Origin of the sequence: Streptomyces sp. CA-181903, from assembly GCF_050937075.1 — a bacterium.
In the GTDB taxonomy this organism is placed as follows: domain Bacteria; phylum Actinomycetota; class Actinomycetes; order Streptomycetales; family Streptomycetaceae; genus Streptomyces.
Map to the genome: position 1 here is coordinate 6735214 of NZ_JBNJLY010000001.1, position 23862 is coordinate 6759075.

Genomic DNA, 23862 nt, shown 5'->3' on the forward strand with positions numbered 1-23862 from the left:
AGGGGCGGACGCGACAGGATTCACCAGGACGCCGGAGCGGGCTCCCTTGGGCTCCGTCGCCCGAACGCGCCTTTCTGACCTGCCATCAACCGGCGGTTAAGTCCGTCACCCGCTCGTAATCCGGAACGGACTAGTGCTTCGCGTCCGCGCGTGACAGGATGCCCATCGCGACCCCACAGGGCTTAACCGGCCGTGAGGCGGCCGTGCGAAACCAGGCACCTGGAACGGGGGGGACACATGGCGGTCAGGGGGGACAGAGCGGCAGGAGACACGGGCAGCCCACTGGCGGGGCGGCTCAACTACCTGTTCGCCAACATGCACCCGCCGGGTGCGCCGTACACCAACGCCCATGTCGCGGAGGAGATCAGCCGCGGCACGGAGGAGTACGGCGGGGTCACGCTCACCGAGCAGTACCTGTCGATGCTGCGCAACGGGAAGCGCGCCAACCCCAGCCCGGACGTGCTGCGGGCGCTGGCGAAGTTCTTCGCCGTGCCGGTCGGCTACCTGATGGGCGACCTGTCCGCGCCGCAGACCGCCCGGGTGGAGGAGGAGGTCCGCTTCCTCGTCGCCATGCGGGACCAGCGGGTACGGGCCATCGCCCTGCGCTCGGTGGGCCTGCCGCCCGAGGTCCAGGACAGCCTGACCACCATCATCTCCCAGTTCCGGCAGCAGATGAACCTGCCGTCGGACCCGCCGGGGGCGGGGGTGAGGAGCGCCCGTGACCGTGGTGGCGGACGACCGGCTCTTCACCCACTGGCGGCGTACCGAGGACGAGGACGGTGCAGTCATGCGGGTGGGGCGGATTCGCCGGAGGTGCAAGCAGCTCATCGCCGAGCTGGCGCTGCCGGCCTCCACCGATCTCCGCGGCCTGTGCGACGTCGTCGCCCGCCGCGTGGGACGGCCGATCCATCTGGTGCCGATGAGCCTCGACGGCGTCGTCTCCGGCATGACCGCCACCACCGACGACGGCTACTGGGTCGTCTACGAGCTCAAGACCTCGCCCTGGCACCAGGTCCACATCGTGCTGCACGAGATCGGGCACCTGCTGCTCGGCCACGACCAGGACCCGACCGTCACCGAGGACGCCCTCAAGGTGTGGACGCCGTCCGTCGACGTCGCCACCGCCATGCGCCGGATGGGGCTCACCATGGGCCTGGCCCGGCACCACTGCTACGACAACCTCACCGAGCGCGAGACCGAGGTCCTCGGCACCCTCCTCATGGAGAAGGTCGTACCGCCCCCGCCCGGCCAGGAACAGCCGCTGGAGGGCCCGGCCGCCGAACTCGCCGCCTCCCTCGGCCCCGCGCTCCAGCACGTGCGCCGGGCCCGGGACGACGGCGGCGGGGGAGCGGACGGAGGCGGTGCCGGTGTTTGACGCCCTCTACCTCACCTTCTCCGCCGTCACCTGGGTCATCGTCGCCTACAAGGCCCGCGCCTGGTTCCGCGACCGCGGCAACACCGACCTGGGCCTGACCGCGCTGATGACCGCCGGCGTGCCCGTCGTCTTCCTGTTCTCCGCGCCGAGCGTCTACCGCGCCTTCGACCGGCTCACCGGCGTCGCCAACCTGGCGATGGTCTTCCTCTACTCGGCCGTCGTGCTGTTCGCTTCCGGCGCCACCGTGCTGCTGCTCCGCTGGACCAGCCGCGGCGACGCCTCGGCGCACGCCCGCGCGGTGGCCCGGTCCCGGTTCGCGGTGGCCGCGGTGGCGACGGCCTGGACGGCGGCGATCGTCTGCTTCGCCGTCGGCCGCCCGGACGCCGTCGAGCACCCCCGCGACTTCAGCACCGCCTACGCCGACGCCCCCGGCGTGGTCGCCTTCCTGGCGCTGTACCTGGCCATCTTCGGCACCAGCCTCGCCGGACTCGGCGTCCTGTGCCCCCGCTACGCCGCCACCCTCGGCCCGTCCTGGCTGTCCAAGGGGCTGCGGACGCTCGCCGCGGGCTGCTGGCTGGGACTGCTCTACTGCGCCTGCAAGCTCGTCGGGTTCGTCCTCACCTGGGCCGGCCTCGACGTGTACTGGCTGTCCAACGGCGTGGCCCCGATGAGCGCCTCCGTGGCGGCCCTGCTCGTCCTCCTCGGCTTCTCGCTGCCCGCCGTCGGCCCCCGCGCCACCGCCTGGCGCCGGCTGCGCCGCCTCCACCCGCTCTGGGAGGAGGTCACCGCGCACGTCCCCGAGGTGACCATCGGCACCTCCCGCTGGGCGTCCCGCTGGCCGCTGGCCGACCTGGAGTGGCGGGCCAACCGGCAGATGGCCGAGATCCGCGACATCCAGCGCGGCGTCCGCCGCCATGTCGAGCCCGCCGCCCTGGAGATCGCCCACCGCAGGGCGGACGCCGCCGCGCTGGACGAGCGCCGGCTCGCCGCCGTGGTGGAGGCCGCGGCCTTCCGCCGGGGCCTGGCCAACCAGGCGACCGGCCACGTCCCGGTCCCGCACGCCGACAGCGTGGTGGTGACCGTCAGTTCCGACCCGGCGGCCGAGCACGAGCACCTGGCGCTCGTCGCCGACGTCTTCCACGACCAGCTGGTCGACGCCGTGCTCAAGGAGTTACGGGAGACCAGCGCGGAGCGCCGTCCCCACTGAGGACGCGCGACCCACAGACGTGGCGGCCATGGACGGGGGTCACGGCCGCCCGCGGCGCGGGCCGGCGCCGGTGCCCGTTACTCACGGGACCGATGCCGGCCCGCGCCGAACTCCTGCCCGGGACAAGGGTGAAACGTCCGGGCCGGGGCGTTCCCCTCCCGTCCGCCCGCCTAGGGTCGGAGCCATGCGACCCATCGACACACGCCCCCTCATCGACGATCCGCACGGCACCCTCGCCGCCCTCCGGGAGGCCGGCCCGGTCCACCGCGTCCAGGGCGCGGACGGGAACCCCGCCTGGCTGGTGACCCGTTACGAGGACGTCCGCCGGGCGCTCGCCGACCCGAGGCTCTCCCTCGACAAGCGCAACGCCAAGCCCGGCAACTACGCCGGCCTCGCCCTGCCCCCGGCCCTCGACGCCAACCTGCTCAACATGGATCCGCCGGACCACACCCGCGTCCGCCGCCTGGTGGTCAAGGCGTTCACCCCCGGCCGGGTGGAGAAGCTGCGCGAACCGGTGCGCCGCCGCGCCGACGGGCTGCTCGACGCCGTCGAACCGGCGGGCGCCGCCGACCTGCTGGCCGCCTACGCCGGCCCGCTGCCCATCATGGTCATGTGCGACCTGCTGGGCATCCCGCAGGAGCGGAGGCTGGACTTCCGGGCCTGGACGGACGCCCTGATCACCCCCGACCCGGCCCGCCCGGAGGCGGCCCGCGAGGCGGTCGGCAGCATGATCCGCTTCTTCGCCGGTCTGCTCGCCGCCAAGCGCGCCGAGCCCGCCGACGACCTGCTGTCCGACCTGATCGCCGTCCGCGACGGCAGCGACCGGCTCTCCGAGGACGAACTGACCTCGCTCGCCTTCCTCCTCCTGTTCGCCGGCTACGAGAACACCGTCCACCTGATCGCCAACTCGGTGCTGGCCCTGCTGGACCACCCCGAGGAGCTCCGTGCCCTGCGAAAGAATCCGGACGGACTCGCGGCGGCCGTGGAGGAGCTGAACCGGTGGGACGGCCCCGGCCCCCTGGCCATCCGCCGCTTCCCGCTGGAGGACGTCGAGATCGGCGGCATCACCGTCCCGGCCGGCGAAACCGTCCTCCTCTCCCTGGCCTCCGCCAACCGCGACCCCGCCCGCTTCCCCGATCCCGACCGCCTTGACCTGCGGCGCAACACCACCGGTTCGCTGGCCCTGGGCCACGGCATCCACTACTGCCTGGGCGCCGCGCTCGGCCGCATGGAGACCGAGACCGCCCTGGCGGCCCTGCTCGACCGCTTCGAAAAACTGGAACTCGCCGTTCCGAGGGAGGAACTGAAGTGGCGTCCGTCCATCCGCGCACGTGGCCTGATTTCGCTCCCCGTGCGCTGGTCGGCCACAAGGCGAACACGTTTTTGATGCATAACCCATCCTTGATGAGGTAGAACTGTCTTCGAGCCCGCCCGGTGTGCATCCCCCGTCGCACCGGGCGGGCCTTCGCGTGCCCGGGGCCGGGCGCACGACGAACCGGCCCGTCGCGGTGACGGGCCGGCAGGGTGGGGAGGCGCTCCGCGGGACGCCGGAGCGCCGGATCCGCCGCGGTCGGCGGCCGCTCAGCCGCTGCCCGGTGGGAACTTCAGCAGGGCCACCGCCGCCAGCATCTGGATGCTCACCGCCGCGACCGCCTTGTGGGTCGGGAGGTGGTGCTGACCGCGGATCAGGAGGGTGGCCAGGGCGCAGCCGAAGACGGCGGAGGCCGCGGCGGTGGCGCGGACGGGGATCGAGGCGCTCGGGAGGCAGGAGTCCAGGGCCAGCCGGGGGAGGTCGGTGGTCCAGAAGACGAGGACGAACAGGCTCGCCGTCGGCCCGGGCCGGCCGTTGCCGCCGAGCCGGCGGGCGATGGCGTGGGTGACGAGGCCCAGAAGCACGCTGGCGAGCAGGATGACGCCCGAGCCGATGGCCATGGCCTCCAGGGCGAGCGCGGGGCTCACGTCCCACTGGGCCCAGAACGAGTCCTTGGCCATGGTCCCCAGCGCCCCGCAGAGCAGGCACAGGAACATGGCGGCGCCCCAGACGCTCCGGTCCCGGGCCTCGTCGAGCACTTCGACGGGCCGGTACCAGAGCCCGAATATGAGCCGGTGCCAGAGCAGCTTGCGCCGTCCGGAGTCCGGGGGGCGGGGGGACGTCGTGGTGGTCAGGGGCATGGGGGCGATTCTCTCACCGCCCTGGGAGGTGATCCCGGGGCGGGCGCGGCGGGCCGGCCGGGCGCCGGGCTCCGACGGGGCGTCAGGTGAGCGTCGGGCGGGCGTCAGGCGGGCGTGGGCTCCACCGGACCGGTGCCGGAGTCCGGTTCCGGAGCGGCGTCCGCGTCCGCGTCCCCTCCGGCGGCCGGCAGGTACTCCTCGCTGATCTCCCGCGGCCCGAACGGCCACACCCGCTCCATCCGCGCCCACAGCAGGAAGGCCACGCAACCCGCGGCGAACCAGGCGAGCGACCACTCGATGGGGTGCCGTCCGGGCGAATTGCGGTCCGCGTAGCCGTAGATGACGAGCCACCCGACCAGCGCCACGAGGCTCGGCAGCGGATAGAGCCACATCCGGTACGGGCGCGGCAGCGTCGGCTGGCGTCGGCGGAGGACGGTCACGGCCGCGATCTGGCCCAGCGCCTGGACGAGCACCATCACCGTCGTCAGCAGCTGGATCAGCGTCGCCAGGTCCGTGTGACGGCCGATCAGGAACCCGACGCAGCCGATCGCCCCCATGCTCAGCAGGCCGAGGACGGGGAAGCGGTGGCGCGGGTGCAGGGTGCCGAACGCGCGGAAGAACACCTTCTCCCGGGCCGCGTTGTAGGGGATCCGGGAGGCGCCCAGGAGGCCGGTGAAGACCGACGCCACGGCGGTGATCAGGACGAGCACGGTGACGGTGTCGGCGGCCCCCGCCCCCAGGTGCGTTCCAGCACGGCGGAGGCCACGGAGGACGAGGCGACGTTGTCCGCGTCGAGCATGTCCCGCCAGTCCACGACGCCCAGGGTGCCGATCTGGAGCAGCAGATAGATGCCCATGATGCCGAGGATGGAGTAGATGATGGAGCGTGGGATGGTGCGTCCGGGGTCCTTGATCTCGGCGCCCATGTAGGCGGTCGTCCAGTAACCGCCGTAGTCGTAGATGCCGATGGTCAGGCCCGCCGCGAAGCCGATCCAGAAGTGATTGCTCGTCAGCTCGAAGGCGTGCGACGGGTAGGTGAACGCCCGGTCCGGGCTGAAGTGGGTGAACGCGGCGGTGATCACCAGCAGCACGGCCGCGATCATCACGCCCCAGAGCACCGTGGTGATCCGGGCCATGTTCTCCACCCGCCCCCACAGCAGCGCCACGACGGCCACGATGAGCGCGAGGCCCGTCAGGTCCCCCTGCGTCGGGGTCATGCCCGGCCAGAGGTACCCCAGGTACTGCACGAAGCCCATCACGCCGCTCGCCATCGCCAGCGGCACGTAGAGCATGGCGGTCCAGACGAACAGGAACGGCATGAGCCGGCCCGTCCGGTACTGGAACGCCTGCCGCAGGTAGACGTAACTGCCGCCCGCGCCCGGCAGGGACGCGCCGAGTTCGGCCCACACCAGGCCGTCCGCGAGGGCGAGCAGCGCCCCCGCGAGGAAGCCGACGACGGCCTGCGGGCCGCCGAAGGCCGCGACCATCAGCGGAATGGTGACGAACGGGCCGATCCCGCACATCTGGCTCATGTTGATGGCGGTGGCCTGGAACGGCCCGACGCGGCGGACGAATCCGCCCTGCCCGTCCGGCGTGCCGGCTCTCTCTCCCGTTCCGTCCGCCATGGCGGCCACCCTTCCCGTCGGCGCGATACCTGCACTCGTACACCGGCCCGCCCGGCCCGTCCATCACCCCGGACGGGGCGTGCCGGACCGGGACGCGGCCACCGCCCGAACAGCGCACGGGAGTTGGGACCCACGGGCCGGACGGGATGCTGGGTGACTCTCGCCGGGCGCTCCGCGCCGAGTCAAGACCCGGGGCGTACGGGACCGGAGCGCGGCACGGGACGGAAGCCGGTGGCGCGACCGGAGCGCCCCCTGAGGCAGGACATGACAATCGCCACTCTCGGTGCGTCCGCACTGGCAGGGGCGTTACAGTGACCCGGCCGTGGTGTTCGGGAAGACCGGTGCAGGATGCTCCCAGGGGGATCCGATTCCGGAGCGGCCCTCGCCACTGTGATCGGGGAGTGACCGTCCCGTTCCGCGCGGCCCACCGGGCGCGTGGAGCCACTGGCCGCAGCCGGCTGCCGGGAAGGCGGGGACGGACGCGAACGAACCCGTAAGCCAGGAGACCGGCCACGGCATCTCAGTGAACCGATCCACGAGGTGCTGGAGCGTGAACCCCCGATGACCCTGCCCACCGACGCGTCCACCGGTGCGCCCCCCGAGGCGGCCGCCGGACCGTCCGCCGCCTTCCGCTGGCGCCGCGAGGACACGATGCGGACCGCCGGCCTGCTCGCCGTCATAGCCGCCCTGCACGTCGTCGCCTTCGGCGTGCTCTTCCTGCTCGTCGTCCCGAACGACTACCACGTGGGCTCCAAGGTGTACGGCGTCGGCCTCGGCGTCACCGCCTACACCCTCGGCATGCGGCACGCCTTCGACGCCGACCACATCGCCGCCATCGACAACACCACCCGCAAGCTGATGGCCGACGGCAAGCGCCCGGTGTCCGTCGGCTTCTGGTTCGCCCTCGGCCACTCCAGCGTGGTCGTCGTCATGGCCGCGCTGGTCGCCGGCGGCACGCACATGGCGAGCACGCTGATGGACGAGGACTCGTCCACCCACCAGACCCTCGGCATCGTCGGCACGTCCGTCTCCGGCGGCTTCCTCTACCTCATCGCCGCCCTCAACCTCGTCGCCCTCGCCGGCATCCTGCGCATCTTCCGCGCCATGCGCGAGGGCCGCTACGACGAGGCCGAACTGGAGAAGCAGCTCGACTCGCGCGGCTTCATGAACCGCGTCCTCGGCCGGTTCACCCGCTCCATCAGCCGCCCCGGGCAGATGTACCCGCTGGGCTTCCTCTTCGGCCTGGGCTTCGACACCGCCACCGAGGTCACCCTGATGGTGATGGCCGGCAGCGGCGCCGCCGCCGGACTGCCCTGGTACGCGATCCTCTGCCTGCCGCTGCTGTTCGCCGCCGGCATGAGCCTCTTCGACACGCTCGACGGCACGTTCATGAACTTCGCCTACCAGTGGGCGTTCTCCAACCCGGTCCGCAAGGTCTACTACAACCTCACCATCACCGGCCTGTCGATCGCCGTCGCCTTCCTCATCGGCACCATCGAACTGGTCGGCGTGCTGCACGAGAAGCTGGACCTGGACGACGGGGTCACCGGCTGGATCGCCGGGCTCAACCTCGACAACGTCGGCTTCGTCATCGTCGGCCTGTTCGTGGTGGTCTGGGCCGCGGCCCTGGCGTACTGGCGCCTCGCCAAGGTCGAGCAGCGCTGGGCCGCGCGCGGCGCGACGGCCCCGGCGGCGGAGGGCTGACGCGGGGCCGGGAGCCGATGCATGGCGGGCGGGCCGGCGTCCTGCCCGGGCGGGCGCGGCCCGCCCGCCCGCCGCACGCCGGCCCACCGTCCCCGCCTGGCCGGGCTCTCCCGGGCCGGGACGGAAGGACACCACCGGGGCTACCGTGAGGACGGCGGCAGCCGCCCTTCGGCCGGGAGGACGACAGCGACCGCCCTTCCGTCAGGAGGCCCATGGACCGCGAGAAGATCACCCTCACCGGGGTCCCGGAAACCCTCCTCGCCACCCTCTACGCCCGCGCCCTCGACAGCCGCTCCCGCCACTCCCTCCTGCACGACCGGACGGCCCTCGACACCGTCCGGCGCCTCGACTACGACTTCCGAGGCATGGGCATGACCTCCGTGAACGCGGCCGGCGTCGCCCTGCGCGCCCACTGCCTGGACGGCTGGACGGCCGACTACCTCGCCCGGCGCCCCCGGGCCACCGTGCTCCACCTGGCCTGCGGGCTCGACACCCGGGCGCACCGCCTCGCCCGGTTCCCGGAGACCCGCTGGATCGACGCCGACCTCCCCGAGGTCATCGCCCTCCGCGACCGCGTCCTCCCGGCCCCCGGCGGCGACTACCGCACCGTCGCGACCTCGGTGACCGCCGACGGCTGGCTGGAGGAACTCCCCGCCGACCGGCCCGTGGTGGCGGTCTTCGAGGGGCTCTCCATGTACCTGCGGCCGGACGAGGGCGAGCGCCTCATCCGGCGGATCACCGCCCACTTCCCGGGCGGACAACTCCTGTTCGACTGTTTCAACGGCCTGGGCATCCGCATCCAGGGGCTGGTGCCCTGCCTCCGCAAGACCGGCGCGCGGGTGCACTGGGGCATCGACGACCCCCGCGCCCTGGAACGCCTGCACCCCGGCCTGACCTGCCTCGACGCCATCCGCGGCTGTGACCTCCCCGACGTCCGCCGGATCGCGCCGCTCGCCCGCCTGGAGGCGCGTCTGACGAGCCGTGTCCCCAGGCTGCGGGACGTCTTGCGGATGACGCGGTTCGAGTTCCCGGAGACGGCGGGCTGACCGCCGGCCCGCCTGCCCGGCCGTGGGCTCCGCCTCCTACGCCTCCGCCGCCCCGATGTGCCGGCGGTAGGAAGCACTCAGCTCACCCACGTTCACCGACGCGTGCACCACCCCCTCCGCCCCTGCCGTGTGCTCCCGTACCAGTGCCAGCACGGCCTCGCTCAGCGCGGCCTTCGCCTCCTCCGTCCGTCCGGGCAGCACCGCCACCTCGACGTGCACCAGCGACTGCCCCGCGAGCCCGTCCGCCACCACGACCTCCGCGCAGCGGCGGAACCGCGTCTTGCAGTTGGTCACGGCGGTGTCCAGGACCCGGGCGGTCAGCGGGTGGAGGGCCAGGGCGAAGGCACGCGGGTCGAAGGCGTCGCCCAGGGACTCGGAGTAGTCGACGGCGAAGTGCGGCATGGGAGGCTCCCGGTGTTCAAGATGCGCAAGCGGATACGGCCGAACGAGTGATCATCCTCTCGTACGCCCCGCCCGCCCCGACTTGCCCGTCCCGTCGCCCCCGTCACACTGGAACCATGCCCGAACTGCCGGAAGTCGAGGCGCTCGCGGCCTTCCTGGGCGAGCGGCTGGTCGGCCGTACGGTCGAGAAGGTGCTGCCGGTCGCGGTGAGCGTGCTCAAGACGTACGACCCGCCGCTCACCGCCCTGGCGGGCCGGCCGGTGGCCGGGGTCGGCCGGCACGGGAAGTTCCTGGACATCGCCACCGAGGGCGGCCCCCACCTCGTCCTCCACCTCGCCCGGGCCGGCTGGCTGCGCTGGCAGGACGCCCTGCCGGCCGCCCCGCCGCGCCCCGGCAAGGGGCCGCTGGCCCTGCGCGTCCGGCTGGCCGGCGGCGCCGGCTTCGACGTGACCGAGGCGGGCACCCAGAAGCGCCTGGCCGCCTACTGCGTGCGGGACCCGTCCGACGTGCCGGGGATCGCCCGGCTCGGGCCCGACCCGCTGGCCGACGCGTTCACGCTCGACGCGTTCACCCGCCTCCTGCACGGCGAACGCCGGCAGGTCAAGGGCTTCCTTCGCGACCAGAGCGTGATCGCCGGCATCGGCAACGCCTACTCCGACGAGATCCTGCACACGGCCCGGATGTCCCCGTTCAAGCCGACGTCGGGCATGGCGGACGACGAGGCCGCCGCCCTCTACGAGGCGCTGCGGACCACCCTCCGGGACGCCGTCGAGCGCTCGCGCGGGCAGGCGGCGGCAGGGCTGAAGGGCGAGAAGAAGAGCGGCCTGCGGGTGCACGGCCGCACCGGCGAGCCCTGCCCGGTCTGCGGCGACACCATCCGCGAGGTGTCGTTCAGCGACTCGTCCCTCCAGTACTGCCCCACCTGCCAGACGGGCGGGAAGCCGCTCGCCGACCGGCGGCTGTCCCGGCTGCTGAAGTAGCGGTCAGTCCCGGGGCACCCCGCGCGCGTCCGCGTGCGCCAGCTCCGAGTGCCGGTACGAGTAGGAGAAGTACACCGCGAGCCCGATCACGAACCACACCGCGAACCGCACCCACGTCTGCCAGGCCAGATAGGTGATCAGCCAGATCGAGGCGGCCACCCCGACGCCCGGCACCACCGGCACGCCCGGGCAGCGGAAGCCGCGGGGCAGTTCCGGCCGCTTGTGGCGGAGGACGATCACGGCGGTGCAGACCACCGCGAAGGCCAGCAGGATGCCGATGTTGGTGAGTTCCGCGGCCTCCCCGATCGGCACGAACCCCGCGATGAGCGCCGAGGCGACGCCCACGATCCAGGTGACCCGGGTCGGCACGTGCCGCGTCGGGTGGGTGTGCGCGAACCACTTGGGCAGCAGCCCGTCGCGGCTCATCGCGAACCACACCCGGGTCACCCCCAGCATGAACGTGAACATCACCGTGAGGATGCCGATGATCGCCCCGACCGCGACGACGTCCGCGATGCCGCCCAGCCCCACCGACTTGAAGGCGGTGGCGAAGCCGCTCTCCTTGTCGATGTCCTTGTAGTTCTGCATCCCCGTCAGCACCAGGCACGCCAGCACGTACAGCACCATCGAGATGCCCAGCGAGTACATGATCGCCCGGGGCATGTGCCGCTGCGCGTCCTTGGACTCCTCGGCGGCCGTGGACATCGCGTCGTAACCGAACACGGCGAAGAACACCGTGGCGGCCCCGGTGAACGCGCCGCTCACCCCGAACGGGAAGAAGGGGTGGTAATTGCCGCTCTTCACATGGAAGAAGCCGACGATCACCACCAGCAGCACCACCACGATCTTCAGTCCCACGACGATCGTCTCGAAGCGGGCCGCGCTCTTGATGCCCAGGGTGAGCAGATAGGCGATCAGCAGGCAGAGCACGGCGGCGAACAGGTCCACCCGGTGGCCGTCCCCGGTACCGGGCGCGCCCAGCATCCAGTGGGGGAGGTTCGCCCCCGACTCCGTCACCAGGAAATTGACGTAGCCGGAGATGCCGATGGCGACGACCGAGACGATGGCCGTGTACTCCAGCAACAGGTCCCAGCCGATGAACCAGCCGCCGATCTCACCGAGCACCGCGTAACCGTAGGTGTAGGCGGACCCGGCCCGCGGGATGAGGCCCGCGAACTCCGCGTACGAGAACGCCGCCGCCGCGCTCGCCACGCCCGCGATGAGGAACGAGACGAGCACCGCGGGCCCGGCCGTGCCGTTGGCGATCGTGCCGGCGAGGCTGAAGATGCCGGCGCCGATGATGCCGCCGACGCCGATGGCCGTGAGCTGCCACAGGCCGAGGGTGCGGGACAGGTGCTCGCCGTGCGCCTCCGCCGTCTCCGCCTCTTCGATGGTCTCGATGGGTTTGCGGCGCAGCATGCCGTGCCCGGCCCGGAGCCCTGCCATGTCGTGTCCTCTCGTCGCCCTGTCCTCGTGTCGGCGGGACGCTGACGGCGGCTCATGATGGTGCACCGGCAGCGGCGACGGAAGCCGCCGCTCCGGCTCCGTCCGGTCTTCAGCCGATCTGTCTCAGCCGATCCGTCTGCTGCGCTTTCGCTCTCGTCGTATCGGTCCTCAGCCGGTCAGCCGTCTGCTGCGGATCCGTCCTCGACGGGTTCGTGGTGGACGGATCCGCCCTCAGCCGAACCACCGGCCGCCGATGGCGGGCACCGCCGCCGACCGCCCGGTGCCCCAGCGGCCCGGCTTCGGTCCGACGGTCAGCTCCAGGCGCTCCCCGCGCCGGAGCGCCGCCGTCGTCAAATACGTCCGGTCGAAGGCGGTGCCGTCCAGCCGGGCGGTCTGGATGTAGCGGTCGGTGGCGGAGGTGCCGGGCGCGGTCACGGTGAACCGGCCCTGCGGGTACCAGCGGCGGTCCAGCCGCAGTTCGACGCGGTCGAAGACCGGGGTGCTCAGCCCCCACACGTCCGTCCCGGGCCGCACCGGGTAGACGCCGATGGCCGAGAGGACCATCCAGGACGACATCGTGCCCAGGTCGTCGTTGCCGGTCATGCCGTCGGGAGCGTCCGTGAACAGGGTCAGCGCGGCGTGCACGACGTCCGTGGTCTTCCAGGGCCGGCCGGTGGCGAGGTAGGTGTAGGGGGCGAGGAGGTCGGGCTCGTTCTGCGGGTTGTACTTGTCGGCGTTGTAGTAGTCGTACGGGCCGTGCACCCACACCTCGCGGGCGGTGCGGGCCGGGTCGGCGAGCAGCTTGTCGTAGGCGAAGAAGGAGTCCAGCCGCTTCTCCGCCGCCTCCCGGCCGCCGATCAGCTCGATCATCCCGGGCAGGTCCTGGGGGACCAGCCACTGGTACTGCCAGGCGGTGCCCTCGTGGAAGCCGGGGCTCTTCGCCGGGTCCGCGGAGCCCGTGAACGCGCCCTTGGCGTCGCGCGGCCGGAAGAAGCCCGTCGCCGGGTCCAGCAGTTTCCGGTAGTTGCGCGAGCGGTCCGCGTACCGCCGGGCGTCGTCGTGGTGGCCGAGCGCCTCCGCCATCTCCGACAGCACACCGTCGGCCAGCGCGTACTCCAGGGTGGCGGAGGCGCCCTGCTGGAAGTCGGAGTCACCGGGCTTGTGCCGGGACAGCTCGGGCGCCAGCGGAACGTAACCGTCCGTGAGGTAGCGCGGGTTGGCCTCCCGGCCCATGTACGGGGAGTCGGCGGGCGGCACCCCGTCCGCGTTCCGCTTCAGCGCCCGGTACGCCTCCTCCTCGTGCCCCGCGAGCAGCCCCTGGCGGTAGGCGTTGGTGAGGTACGGGGTGACGGGGTCACCGGTCATGATGTTGGTCTCCACCGGCCCGTACCCCCACTTGGGCAGCCACCCGCCCTCGGCGTCGATCCGCAGCACGGACAGTGCCATGTCGCGGGCCTCGGCCGGTGCCAGCAGGGACAGGAGCTGCGCCTGGGTGCGGTAGGTGTCCCACAGCGACCAGTTCTGGTAGTACGTGAACCCCTTGGCCTCGTGCGGTTTGCCGTCCCAGCCCAGGTAGCGGCCGTCGGTGTCGCTGCCGGTGTTGGGGGAGAGGAGCGACCGGTAGAGCGCCGAGTAGAAGGTGCGGCGCAGCGTCCGGTTCCCGCCCTGGACGGCGACGTCGCCCAGCCGCTTCTCCCACGCGGCGCGCGCCGCCTCCGCCGTCCGGTCGAAGCCCGCCTCCTCGGCGGCCAGGTTGCGCCCGGCGCCGTCCGCGTCCACGTAGCTGACGGCGGTCGTCGCCTCGACCCGCTGCTCCTTGGCGGTGTCGAAGCGCACCCAGGCCCCGTTCCGCCCGGTCCCGGAGGACGCCCGGGAACCGCTGGTCACCCGCTCGCCCTCCCAGGTGCCGTAGGCGGTGAACGGCCGGTCGAAGCGGGTCAGGGTGTGGACGGTGTACGGCCGGGTGTCCTGGCAGAAGCCCCGCCCGGTGACCGTCGCCCGCACGGTGCGGTCGTCGACGATCTCCACCTTGGTGGAGACGCCCCGGTGCAGCGACTGACCCGCGTTGATGAGGACGTTGGCCTTGCCGGTGGCGGGAAAGGTGAAGCGCTGACGCCCGGTGTGCGTGGTGGCGGTGAGCTCGGCGGTGACGCCCGAGCCGAACTTGACGCGGTAGTAGCCGGGCCGGGCGGTCTCGTCGGCGTGCGAGAACGCGACGGCGTACTTGGCGTTGTCGGTTTCGGTCACCTCCCCCGTGGTCGGCAGGACGGGCAGGTCCCCGCCGATCCGGCAGCCGACCCCGGAGAGGTGGACGGCCGAGAAGCCGCGGATGCGCGTGTCCTTGTAGCTGTAGCCCATGGCGTGGCCGGTGTCGGGGGAGAGCTGCACCATGCCGAACGGGACGGCGGCACCGGGGAAGGTGTTGCCCTCGTTCTTGGTGCCGATGAAGGGGTTGACGAGGTCGGTGAGGCGCTCGGGGGTGGGGTCTTGGGCGGTGGGAGCGTTGGTGGAAGCAGCGGGGGCGGCGGGGGCCGGTGGTGCGTCGGCGGAAACGGCGGGCGCCGGTGGCGCGTCGGCGGGGGCTGGTGGCGTATCGGTGGAGGTGGTGGAGGCCGGTGGCGCGTCAGCCGAGACGGCGGGCGCCGGTGGAGTGTCGGCGGGGGCCGGTGGCGCGAGAGCGGCCGTACCGCCCAGGGCCGCCGCCAGGGCGAGGAGGGCGACCTTGGTGCGCAGCCGCGGATGTCCGGTCCGTCTCCGTCTCATCGTCCACGTCCCTCGCGTGCCGGCGGCAGGGTGTCGGCGCGCTCCCGGCGCCCACGCATCACTCTCAGGGGAGGCTCGCCGCCGAGGGGCGGTGAGTCAAGGATGCGCCGCGTGGTGGGCGTGGTGTTCCGGCCGCCCGGCGGGCGACACCGCGACGGGCGGTGACCGGCGGGCGTGGGGGAGGCGCGGGACACGCGAACTGCCGGTGTACGGCGGGGAATGCCGGTGCCTTGGGAGGTGGGGCCGGTGTACAGTACGGGCGTTCGTATCGAACGATTGACGGAGCGTCGGCTCCGCGCGGAGACGATGTCCTCCGCACGGGAACGGCGTCCTCGTCCGATGACAACCGAATGAGTGGCGCACTCGGGGAAAGCCGGTGGAAGACCGGCGCTGACCTGCAACCGTGAGCGGAGCCCGGCCGGGCGGCGATTTTCGAAGGCCGGCGGACCCGCGAGCCGGACCGCCCGGTGCGCCGCGGAACCGCTTCCCACTGTCACGGTCTGCAGCGTGGAGCCCTGAGCCCTCGATCCTCCGGCTTCCGGCCCGGGTCCGGTCTCGTCCGGACCACCGGCGGAGCGCCGCGCGGGCCCGGGGGCCCGGGCGCGGGCCACCAACGAAGGGCGTTTGATGGCCGGTCGGATACGCGCGTCGGTGGCCGCTCTGGCGCTCGCCGCCGCCTCCGTTGCCTCCGGGCTCGCCACCGCGGGCGACGCCGCCGCCGTGGACACCGGCCGCGGCCGGCCCGGCTTCTGCCCCGATGGCAACGGGGTCACCGTCGTCGTCGACTTCCAGGGACTCGGCGGCAGCACGATCGTCCGGTGCGCGCCCGGCGGCCAGTTCACCGGCCTGACCGCCCTGAAGAACGCCGGATTCCGGATCGCCGGGACCCTGCGGTGGGGCGAGGGCTTCGTCTGCCGCATCGAGAACAAGCCCGAGCCGCGCCAGGAGTCCTGCGCGGACACGCCCCCGGCCAGCGCGTACTGGTCCTACTGGCACGCGCCGAACGACGGCCGCTGGACGTACAGCCAGTGGGGCGTCGCCAACCGCACGCCGCCCGCGGGGAGTTTCGAGGGCTGGTCGTTCTCGCTGGACAAGGACGCGGGCGGAGCGCCCGCACCCCGGGTGGCGCCCCGGCGCCCGGGAACGCCCGTACCGCCGCAAGGGGAGCCCCAGCAGCCTCAGCAGCAACCGCAACCCCAGCCGGGCGGTGGTGACCCGGGACGCCCGGCGGCCGGTGGGGGAGGCGGCGCTTCGAGTAACGGCGGTACGGGTGGGCGGCCCGCCGGAAATGGTGGTTCCGCCGGAAGCGGCGGTTCCGGCGGAAGTGGCAGTTCTGCAGGCGTTGGCGGGGCGGCGGGTGGGAGCAGCGGCCCCAGCGACCGCCGGAACCAGAGCCGGGAGCAGGCCCCCGGCCGTCCGTCCTCACCCGGAAGCGGTTCCACCGGCTCGGCGGGCTCCGCACCGTCCGGCCCGGCCACGCCCGGCACGACCGACGAGCGCACGCCGGGCCCTCAGGACACGCCCACCCAGGCCGCCGACTGGACCGGCGGCGAGGATGCCGGCAAGCGCGCGTCCGCCGACAGCCCGCGGACCGTCGCGCACGGCTCGGACGCAGGCGGCGGGGTGCCCGTCGGCACGATCCTGGTGGCCGCCGCGGCGGCCGGACTCGCCGGTTCCGCGTCCGTCACCGCCTGGCGCCGCAAGCGGGCCGCACGAGGTGACAGCGCACCGTGATGTCCGTACGCCCGCACGGCGTCCGCCGCGCTCCGCTGGTCCTGCCACGCGCCCTGCACCCGGGCGCGTGGTGGCTGTGGGCCCTGGGCCTGGCCACCGCCGCCGGACGCACCTCCAACCCGCTGCTGCTGGTGCTCCTCGTCGCGGCGGCGGGCTGCGTCGTCGTCCGCCGGCGCGGGGACAACCCGTGGGCGCTCGCCTTCCCCATGTACCTGACCCTCGGCGCGTTCATCGTGGTCTCGCGCGTCGTCTTCCGCGTGGTCTTCGGCGGCGGCCAGGGAGAGCACGTCCTGTTCACCCTGCCGGAGGTGCCGCTGCCGCAGTGGGCCGCCGGGATCCGGCTGTTCGGCCCGGTGGCCGCCGAACAGGTGCTGGGCGGCGTCTACGACGGGCTCCGGCTGGCCGCCATGGTCATCTGCGTCGGTGCCGCCAACGCCCTCGCCAACCCGAAACGGATGCTCAAGGCGCTGCCAGGCGCCCTGTACGAGATCGGCACGGCCGTGGTCGTGGCCCTGACCGTGGCGCCCCAACTCGTCGAGAGCGTGCAGCGCGTCCGCCGCGCCCGGGCCCTGCGGGGCGGTCGGCAGCGCGGTCTGCGCGCCCTGCGCGGCATCGTTATCCCGGTCCTTGAAGACGCCCTCAACCGCTCCCTGGCCCTGGCCGCCGCCATGGCCTCCCACGGTTATGGCAACACCGGCCGGGCGAGCCGCTCCGCACCGGGGGCGCGCCGGCTGACCGGGGCCCTCGTCATCACCGGACTCCTCGGCGTCTGCGCGGGGCTCTACGGCGTTCTCGGCTCCGACACCCCGGGCCGGCTGGGCGCGCCGCTGCTGCTCGGCGGACTGGCGGTCGCCGTCCTGGGCTTCGTACTCGGCGGGCTGCGGGCGGGGCGCAGCCGCTACCGGCCCGATCGCTGGCGGACCGCCGAATTCCTCGTCGCCGGCTCCGGCATCGCCACCGGCGCCCTGCTGTACCTGGCCTCCCGCGCGGACGCGACCGACCTCTACCCGTCGCTCTCCCCGCTCACCTGGCCCGAGGCGGGCCCGCTGCCCGTCGCCGCGATCCTCGTCGGCGCCCTCCCGGCATGGCTGGCACCGGCGGCGCCGAGCGCCGTCCCGCGTGAACCGGGGCCGGAGTCCGCTCCGGTGCCGGGCGCCGGCGAGCGGACGAGCGGCCCGGATGCGTCCGAGGGCCGGAGGGTGGCCGAGGGTGAGGAGGCGGAGGGAACAGCGCTCGGCCGGGGCCGGACCGCGGGGGAACCCGTCAGGCGTGAGACGTCGGACGTGAGGAACCGTGCCGGCCGGCCGAACGTCGCGAACCCCCGCCGGGGGCCTGCCGCAGATGCCGCGCTCGGTGCGGCGCACCAGGACGACCGGTCGGCGACCGCAGGCGTTTCCGGCGCAGACCTCCGTGTGACGACTGTTCACGAGGCGGACACGGGGAAGACCACCACCGGGAAGACCGTCGCCGGGATGATCACCACCGACAAGGCGTCGGACGCGCACGAGGCCACCGGCCCGCATCACACGTTCGCCGGGCGAGCCGTCCCCGGCAGCGGGCCGGCCGAGCGGGAGGCCCTCGCGTGATCACCTTCGACGACGTCACCGTCACCTACGCCGGGGCCGACCGGCCCACGCTGCGCGAGGTCCGACTGCACCTGCCCGAAGGGGAGCTCTGCCTGGTCACCGGCCGTACGGGCGCCGGCAAGTCCACCCTCCTCGGCGCCGTCAACGGCCTCGTCCCGCACTTCACCGGCGGGCACCTGAGCGGTGCGGTGACCGTCGCGGGCGTCTCCACACGGGAAGCGCCGCCGCAGGAGCTCGCGCACCTCGTCGGCGTCGTCGGCCAGGACCCGCTCGCCGGGTTCGTCACCGACACCGTCGAGGAGGAACTCGCCTACGGCATGGAACAGTTGGGCACCCCGGCCGACGTCATGCGCAAACGCGTCGAGGAGACCCTCGACCTGCTCGGCATCGCCCCGCTGCGCCACCGGGCCCTCCGCACGCTCTCGGGCGGCCAGCAGCAACGGGTCGCCATCGGTTCCGTCCTCACCCGGCACCCGCGCGTCCTCGTCCTCGACGAGCCGACGTCGGCACTCGATCCCACCGCGGCGGAGGAGGCCCTGGCCGCGATCACCCGGCTCGTCCACGACCTCGGCACCACCGTGCTGATCGCCGAGCACCGGCTGGAGCGCGTCCTGCAGTACGCCGACCGGGTCGTCCACCTGCCCGGCGACGGCCGGGTGACCGTCGGCACCCCGGCCGAGGCCGTCCGCGACGCCGACGTGGCCCCACCGGTGGTCCGCCTCGGCCGTCTCGCCGGCTGGGACCCGTTGCCCCTGTCCGTCCGCGACGCCCGCCGCCTGGCCGGGCCGCTGCGGGAGCGCCTGGCCGGGCGGACGCCGGGGGCGGGCGAGCCGAGGGGCGCCGGGGAAGACGACGAAGCGCGGGGGACCGCCCTCGAGGCCCGGGACGTCGTCGTCGGCTACGGGTCCGTGCAGGCGGTCAGAGGGATGTCCCTGGACCTGGCGGCCGGCGAGGTCGTCGCGCTGATGGGCCGCAACGGATCGGGCAAGTCCTCGCTGCTGTGGGCCCTGCAGGGGTCCGGCCCCCGCCGCTCCGGCCGGGTCGGGGTGGACGGTACGGACCCGGGCCGCGTCCCGGCGCGGAAGGCACGCCGCCTGGTCGGGCTGGTGCCGCAGACGGCGAGCGACCTGCTGTACCTGGAGAGCGTGGACGCGGAATGCGCCCAGGCCGACAAGGAGTCCGGCGCCGCCCCGGGCACCGCGCGCGCCCTCCTCGACGACCTGGCCCCCGGCGTCCCCGGCGCCCGGCACCCCCGCGACCTGTCCGAGGGACAGCGGCTCGCCCTCGTCCTCGCCGTCCAACTCGCCGCCGCGCCGCGCGTGGTGCTGCTGGACGAGCCGACGCGGGGGCTCGACCTGCCCGCGAAGGAACGTTTCACGGCTCTGGTGCGGCGCCTCGCCGGCGAGGGCCGCGCGGTGGTCGTCGCCACGCACGACGTCGAGTTCGCGGCCCGTGCGGCGGACCGTGTCGTGATCACGGCCGAGGGCGGGATCGTCGCCGACGGGCCGACGGCCGACGTGATCGTCGCCTCCCCGGCGTTCGCGCCGCAGGTGGCCAAGGTGCTGGCGCCACAGGCGTGGTTGACGGTCAATCAGGTGGCGGAGGCTCTGGCGCCCGCCGGACGGCCGCCGGTGGCGGGGGTGGGGGCATGAACGGGGAGGACGTGTTCCACGAGGCGGCCGGTACGGGTGCGTTCGCCGGTGGGAGCGGCGGCCGGGACACTCGGCGCGGGGAGTCCGGCCGGTCCGGAGAGCGTCGGGTCGGCCCCCATGCCCGGACGCCAGAACGCCGGAGGCCGGCCGGCGCCGAGCCGTACGGAGGGATGGTCTCCGCAGGCACGGGAGACACGGGAGACGGCACGACAGCCACCGTACCCGTGGCAGGTGGCATTCCAGCCGGTGCGTGGGCCGCGGACGGCACCACCGTGGGCACGGACGCGCGGGGCGGCGGAACCGCACCGGCGACCGCCGAGCCGTCCGCCGCCACCGGCGGGCCGGTGCCGACCGGCCCGCCAGGCTCCGCGCGAAAGGACATCGCGGACGACGGACCCGTCCGTCCTGCCGCGCCAGGACGGCGGCCTGCCGCCGTCGCGATGGCCGGGCGGGACTCGGTTGCCGTCGACCCGGACACGACCGGCGGCCCGCGTGCCGCCGCCCGTCCCGCCCGCCGCGTACCCGTCATCCGCATCCGGTTCCGCAGCGGCCTCGTCCTGGCCCTGGCGAGCCTCGCCGGACTCGCCATGTTCTTCTGGCCGTTGTTCGGCTCGGCGGAACCGCGCACCGGCGGCATGGCACACACCGTCGACGCACCGCTGATCTTCGTCATCGCGATGCCGGTGCTGCTCGCCGTCGTCCTGGCGGAAATGGCCTCCGGGGGCATCGACACCAAGGCGCTCGCGATGCTCGGCGTCCTGTCGGCGGTCAACGCGGGGCTGCGCCCGCTGGGCGCGGGGACGGCGGGCATCGAGACGGTGTTCTTCCTGCTCGTGCTCGCCGGGCGGGTCTTCGGACCCGGCTTCGGCTTCGTCCTCGGCGCCACGTCGCTCTTCGCGTCGGCGCTGCTCACCGCGGGCGTCGGGCCATGGCTGCCGTTCCAGATGATCGCCTCCGCTTGGATCGGACTCGGCGCCGGGCTGCTGCCCAAGCGGGTCACCGGACGGGCGGAGATCGCGATGCTCGTCGGGTACGGGATCGTCGTCGCCTACGGGTTCGGCTTCCTCATGAACATGTGGTTCTGGCCGTTCACCGCCGGGCCCGACACCCAGCTGTCGTTCCAGCCGGGCGCCCCGCTCCTGGACAACCTGCACCGCTTCGCGGCCTTCACGCTCGTCACGTCCACCTTCGGCTGGGACACCGGCCGAGCCGTCACCAACACCGTCGCCATCCTGCTCACCGGTCCCGCCGTCCTCACCGTGCTGCGCCGCGCGGCCCGCCGGGCGGCGTTCGACGCACCGGTCACTTTCGCTCCGGCGTCCCGCCGATGAATTCCCGAGGAGAGAACCGCATGACACAGTCCGTACGTTCGGGCAGAGGCACCGCCCTGCCGCTGGCGCTGGTCGGAGCGGCGTTGCTGTCCGCCGGTACGGCGGGGCTCGCTTTCGCCGGCGAGGCGCCGGCAGAGGGGCAGAAGGGGGCTCAGGCGCCCCTGCCCGTCGCGGCCGAGGCCGCCGCCGCCTGGGCGGCACAGCAGTTGGACGCGCGCTCCAACGCCCAGTGGGACCACGGCTTGACCGCCGACATCGTCATGGGGCTGGCCTCCACCGGTACGGCTGGACAGATGGCAGAGCGGGCGACCGTCTTTCTGGAAGAAACTGCCGGGCAGTACATCCACGTCGCGGGCAAGGACAAGGTGAACGCCGGGGGAACGGCCAAGCTGGCGCTGGTCGCGGAGATCATGCACCGTAACGTCAAGGACTTCGGTGGGTACGACCTGCCGGCCCTGCTGCAGGGTTCCCTGCGGAACGGCCGGTTCAAAGGCCATGACGGCGACTATTCCAACCAATTCACCCAGTCCCTGGGCGTTATCGCCTTGCAGCGCGCCGGTGGCGCGCCCAAGGAGGCAGTCGACGTCATCGCGGCCAGCAAGTGCGAGAAGGGCGGCTTTCCACTCGCTCTCAAGAACAAGCCTGATCCCAAGGCTTGCACCCCGCACACGGATGCCACGGGCATGGCAGTGCAGGCTCTGCTGGCGGCGGGGCGGACGGCCGAGGCCGAAGAGGGCCTGAAGTGGCTCGTCGAGAAGCAGCAGTTGTCCAACGGCGGATTCGCCGACCCCAGCCTGACGCCGGGCAGGCCGAAGGAGGAGTGGGAAGCCAACGCCAACTCCACCGCGCTGGCCGTACAGGCGCTGGTGGCCGGAAGGCGCACCACCGAGGCCGACCGGGGCATCGACTGGCTGCGCAGTGTCCAGGTGGCCTGTGAAGCCAAGAACCCCGACGACCGCGGAGCGGTCGGGTGGAAGCAACGCGTCGTCGACGGGAGCACCCTGCGCGCCACCGCCCAGGCCATCCCCGCACTGGCGCGGCAGCCCCTGGCCAACATCAACGGCGGGCACATGAAGGCCGACACGGTCCCGATGACCTGCGCAGGAGACACCGGCGACACCGGTGCCAACGGTGGACACACGAAGTCGCCCAGCCCCTCCCGGTCCACCACGACGGGCAACAGCCCGTCCCCCGAGCCGTCGACCGCCGCTCCGACCGGGACGGCCACCGCCACGGCCACGCCCACGGCGACCGTGACGTCCACGTCGGACACCACGACCGGAGGCGGCTCCGGCGGTACCGGCGGGTCCTCGTCCGACACCGGCGCGTCGTCCGGTACCGGCACAAGCAGCGGCAGCGGCACCGGCGCCGGAACCGACAACGCCAGCGGCAGCCTCGCGCGCACCGGTGCCGGCAAGGCGTTCCCCGTGGCCATCGGCGCGGGCGCGCTGCTGCTGGCCGGGTCGGCCGCCGTCGTCGTGTCGCGGCGCCGCCGCCGGGACGACGCGGTCTGAGCGCAGGCAGTCCTTCCCCACCACCATCACGAAGATCGCGAAAGGTCCGTTCCATGCTCGCTCCGCTCACCCGCAGGACCCTCGTCGCCGCGGCCGCCCTCGGCCTGGCACTCGCCGCGCCCGCCACCAGCGCGACGGCCGCCACCTCCAAGGCCGCCGCCCCGGCGCCCATCACCGTCAACCTCACGGTGAAGGGCTCCAGCGGTGTCCTCTTCAGCGGTGACATCAAGACCACCGGCCACGACGTCACCACCGCCACCGGCGGCACCCACAAGTGCGACGGCACCAACAACAAGGCGAACCCGACCCCGGGCGCCACGCCCACCGCCGCCCTCGACGACGCCTCCAAGAAGAAGGGCTTCACCTGGGACGGCACTTGGTACGCGTCGTTCGACGACTACTTCGTCAACCGCATAGCCAAGGACACCGGGAACGACGAGTACTACTGGAACATCGCCGTCAACGGCACCTCGACCAGCGTCGGCGGCTGCCAGTACAAGCTCAAGCAGGGTGACAAGGTGGCCTTCACCTGGACCGCCCTCTGATCCGCCGGTAATCCGTCCCGATCCGCACCCCCTGAGGACCGTACGCCCTATGCACCTCACCGAACTCGCCTCCGTAGGCCCCTTCTTCGCGCTCCGTACGGATGACGACGAGCTCGGCGGTCCCGGGCCCGGCGGCTACCTGCCGTTGGGGGAGGAGGCCGTGCGGCTGCGGGTGGAGACGGTGGGGCGGCGGTTGGGGACGGGGGAGGGGCGGGTCGCGGCGTCCGTGGCGTTCCAGGGGATCGCCGGGCGGCTGCTGTCGGTGGCGCTTGGTGCCGCCGTGCTCCTCGGGCGGGTGCCGGACCTCGGCGGTGACGGGCTCCGGTGGCACCCGCTGCTGACGGCGCCCGACGACCTGTGGCTGCCGGACGTGCCGTTCCTGCCGTCCGGCACGGATCCGGTGGCCGGGATCGTCGCCACCGTCGTCGAGGGGCGTCTCGCGCCGTTGCACGATCTGTTCCGGGACGTCGTCCCCGTCTCTTCGCGGGTGCTCCGGGGCAACGTGGCTTCGGCGCTCGGCGGGGCCCTGCGGGTGCTGCATGCCTGGTGTGTGGAGCGGGGGCGGGACGAGGAGGCCGCGCGGGCGGTCGGTTACGCCGAGGCGCTGCTGGAACATCCGCTGCCGGCGGGCACCGGCCGGCTGACCGCCACGGCCGCCGGGCCGGAGTTCGTCCGCTCCACCTGCTGCCTGTACTACCGCGTGCCCTCCGGCGGCATGTGCGGCGACTGCGTCCTGCGTCACCCGCCCCGGGCCGCCGCCGGGCCCGCCCTCAGCTGACGC

At 73.3% G+C, this 23862-nt stretch carries 17 protein-coding genes, 1 pseudogene and 1 riboswitch; of the genes and pseudogenes, 13 read left to right on the forward strand and 5 right to left on the reverse strand.

Annotated features, from left to right (window positions below; translation table 11 throughout):
• The first annotated feature begins 718 nt into the window (after positions 1–718).
• The 3 genes from ACQEVS_RS29870 (at position 719) to ACQEVS_RS29880 (ending at position 3969) form a co-directional block, all read left to right on the forward strand.
• The gene (locus ACQEVS_RS29870; protein WP_433025691.1) at positions 719–1375 is read left to right on the forward strand and encodes a hypothetical protein; all 657 of its coding nucleotides are present in this window, start codon (positions 719–721) and stop codon (positions 1373–1375) included.
• Positions 1368–2582 (forward strand): MAB_1171c family putative transporter, encoded by a 1215-nt coding sequence (locus ACQEVS_RS29875; protein ID WP_433028018.1) that lies wholly within the window; start codon positions 1368–1370, stop codon positions 2580–2582. The genes ACQEVS_RS29870 and ACQEVS_RS29875 overlap by 8 nt, the downstream gene beginning before the upstream one ends.
• A 184-nt stretch (positions 2583–2766) precedes the next feature.
• Positions 2767–3969 (forward strand): cytochrome P450 family protein, encoded by a 1203-nt coding sequence (locus ACQEVS_RS29880; RefSeq protein WP_433025694.1) that lies wholly within the window; start codon positions 2767–2769, stop codon positions 3967–3969.
• 194 nt (positions 3970–4163) lie between these two features.
• On the opposite strand, the gene ACQEVS_RS29885 is transcribed toward ACQEVS_RS29880, so the two are convergent.
• A complete protein-coding gene (locus tag ACQEVS_RS29885) occupies positions 4164–4754 on the reverse strand; it encodes a YIP1 family protein (RefSeq protein ID WP_433025697.1) in 591 nt (196 codons plus the stop codon).
• A gap of 104 nt (positions 4755–4858) precedes the next feature.
• Positions 4859–6378, reverse strand: a pseudogene (locus tag ACQEVS_RS29890) (APC family permease).
• Positions 6379–6684: 306 nt separating this feature from the next.
• Positions 6685–6907, forward strand: a riboswitch (cobalamin riboswitch).
• 32 nt (positions 6908–6939) lie between these two features.
• Here ACQEVS_RS29890 and ACQEVS_RS29895 point away from each other — a divergent pair.
• Positions 6940–8082, forward strand: coding sequence for a HoxN/HupN/NixA family nickel/cobalt transporter (locus ACQEVS_RS29895; RefSeq protein WP_433025700.1), 1143 nt, complete (start codon positions 6940–6942; stop codon positions 8080–8082).
• Positions 8083–8294: 212 nt separating this feature from the next.
• The gene (locus ACQEVS_RS29900) at positions 8295–9128 is read left to right on the forward strand and encodes a class I SAM-dependent methyltransferase (RefSeq protein WP_433025703.1); all 834 of its coding nucleotides are present in this window, start codon (positions 8295–8297) and stop codon (positions 9126–9128) included.
• 36 nt (positions 9129–9164) lie between these two features.
• Here the strand turns inward: ACQEVS_RS29900 and ACQEVS_RS29905 are convergent, their stop codons facing one another.
• Positions 9165–9530 (reverse strand): 5-carboxymethyl-2-hydroxymuconate Delta-isomerase, encoded by a 366-nt coding sequence (locus ACQEVS_RS29905; protein WP_433025706.1) that lies wholly within the window; start codon positions 9528–9530, stop codon positions 9165–9167.
• Between the two features lie 116 nt (positions 9531–9646).
• On the opposite strand from ACQEVS_RS29905, the gene ACQEVS_RS29910 reads away from it, so the two are divergent.
• On the forward strand, positions 9647–10510 hold the full coding sequence (locus tag ACQEVS_RS29910) for an Fpg/Nei family DNA glycosylase (RefSeq protein ID WP_433025709.1): 864 nt from the start codon (positions 9647–9649) through the stop codon (positions 10508–10510).
• A gap of 3 nt (positions 10511–10513) precedes the next feature.
• On the opposite strand, the gene ACQEVS_RS29915 is transcribed toward ACQEVS_RS29910, so the two are convergent.
• Positions 10514–11956, reverse strand: a complete 1443-nt coding sequence (locus tag ACQEVS_RS29915) for an amino acid permease (protein ID WP_433025712.1) — start codon at positions 11954–11956, stop codon at positions 10514–10516.
• A 231-nt stretch (positions 11957–12187) separates the two neighbouring features.
• Positions 12188–14719, reverse strand: a complete 2532-nt coding sequence (locus ACQEVS_RS29920) for a GH92 family glycosyl hydrolase (protein WP_433025715.1) — start codon at positions 14717–14719, stop codon at positions 12188–12190.
• 627 nt (positions 14720–15346) lie between these two features.
• Here ACQEVS_RS29920 and ACQEVS_RS29925 point away from each other — a divergent pair.
• The 7 genes from ACQEVS_RS29925 (at position 15347) to ACQEVS_RS29955 (ending at position 23859) form a co-directional block, all read left to right on the forward strand.
• Entirely contained in the window at positions 15347–16453 is a 1107-nt protein-coding gene (locus ACQEVS_RS29925; RefSeq protein WP_433025718.1) for a hypothetical protein, read from the forward strand.
• Positions 16453–18039 (forward strand): CbiQ family ECF transporter T component, encoded by a 1587-nt coding sequence (locus tag ACQEVS_RS29930; RefSeq protein ID WP_433028021.1) that lies wholly within the window; start codon positions 16453–16455, stop codon positions 18037–18039. Before ACQEVS_RS29925 ends, ACQEVS_RS29930 begins: the two co-directional genes overlap by 1 nt.
• Positions 18036–19691 carry an ABC transporter ATP-binding protein gene (locus ACQEVS_RS29935; RefSeq protein WP_433025721.1) on the forward strand — a complete coding sequence of 552 codons (1656 nt, stop codon included), beginning with the start codon at positions 18036–18038 and terminating at the stop codon, positions 19689–19691. Before ACQEVS_RS29930 ends, ACQEVS_RS29935 begins: the two co-directional genes overlap by 4 nt.
• 440 nt (positions 19692–20131) lie before the next feature.
• Positions 20132–21022: an ECF transporter S component gene (locus ACQEVS_RS29940; RefSeq protein WP_433028024.1), complete on the forward strand. Its 891-nt coding sequence runs from the start codon at positions 20132–20134 to the stop codon at positions 21020–21022.
• Between the two features lie 20 nt (positions 21023–21042).
• Entirely contained in the window at positions 21043–22536 is a 1494-nt protein-coding gene (locus ACQEVS_RS29945) for a prenyltransferase/squalene oxidase repeat-containing protein (protein WP_433025724.1), read from the forward strand.
• A gap of 53 nt (positions 22537–22589) precedes the next feature.
• Complete coding sequence (locus tag ACQEVS_RS29950) at positions 22590–23081, forward strand: DUF4430 domain-containing protein (protein ID WP_433025727.1); 492 nt, start codon at positions 22590–22592, stop codon at positions 23079–23081.
• Positions 23082–23130: 49 nt separating this feature from the next.
• Positions 23131–23859 carry a (2Fe-2S)-binding protein gene (locus tag ACQEVS_RS29955; RefSeq protein ID WP_433025730.1) on the forward strand — a complete coding sequence of 243 codons (729 nt, stop codon included), beginning with the start codon at positions 23131–23133 and terminating at the stop codon, positions 23857–23859.
• Positions 23860–23862 lie beyond the last annotated feature (3 nt).

Excerpts from the sequence above, each read along its gene's own strand:
- ACQEVS_RS29895 (WP_433025700.1), top strand. The coding sequence starts at position 6,940 with ATGACCCTGCCCACCGACGCGTCCACCGGTGCGCCCCCCGAGGCGGCC.
- ACQEVS_RS29915 (WP_433025712.1), bottom strand. The coding sequence starts at position 11,956 with ATGGCAGGGCTCCGGGCCGGGCACGGCATGCTGCGCCGCAAACCCATC.
- ACQEVS_RS29950 (WP_433025727.1), top strand. The coding sequence starts at position 22,590 with ATGCTCGCTCCGCTCACCCGCAGGACCCTCGTCGCCGCGGCCGCCCTC.
- ACQEVS_RS29955 (WP_433025730.1), top strand. The coding sequence starts at position 23,131 with ATGCACCTCACCGAACTCGCCTCCGTAGGCCCCTTCTTCGCGCTCCGT.
- ACQEVS_RS29910 (WP_433025709.1), top strand. The coding sequence starts at position 9,647 with ATGCCCGAACTGCCGGAAGTCGAGGCGCTCGCGGCCTTCCTGGGCGAG.
- ACQEVS_RS29930 (WP_433028021.1), top strand. The coding sequence starts at position 16,453 with ATGTCCGTACGCCCGCACGGCGTCCGCCGCGCTCCGCTGGTCCTGCCA.
- ACQEVS_RS29945 (WP_433025724.1), top strand. The coding sequence starts at position 21,043 with ATGACACAGTCCGTACGTTCGGGCAGAGGCACCGCCCTGCCGCTGGCG.
- ACQEVS_RS29925 (WP_433025718.1), top strand. The coding sequence starts at position 15,347 with ATGGCCGGTCGGATACGCGCGTCGGTGGCCGCTCTGGCGCTCGCCGCC.
- ACQEVS_RS29940 (WP_433028024.1), top strand. The coding sequence starts at position 20,132 with ATGGCCGGGCGGGACTCGGTTGCCGTCGACCCGGACACGACCGGCGGC.
- ACQEVS_RS29880 (WP_433025694.1), top strand. The coding sequence starts at position 2,767 with ATGCGACCCATCGACACACGCCCCCTCATCGACGATCCGCACGGCACC.
- ACQEVS_RS29900 (WP_433025703.1), top strand. The coding sequence starts at position 8,295 with ATGGACCGCGAGAAGATCACCCTCACCGGGGTCCCGGAAACCCTCCTC.
- ACQEVS_RS29885 (WP_433025697.1), bottom strand. The coding sequence starts at position 4,754 with ATGCCCCTGACCACCACGACGTCCCCCCGCCCCCCGGACTCCGGACGG.
- ACQEVS_RS29905 (WP_433025706.1), bottom strand. The coding sequence starts at position 9,530 with ATGCCGCACTTCGCCGTCGACTACTCCGAGTCCCTGGGCGACGCCTTC.
- ACQEVS_RS29920 (WP_433025715.1), bottom strand. The coding sequence starts at position 14,719 with ATGAGACGGAGACGGACCGGACATCCGCGGCTGCGCACCAAGGTCGCC.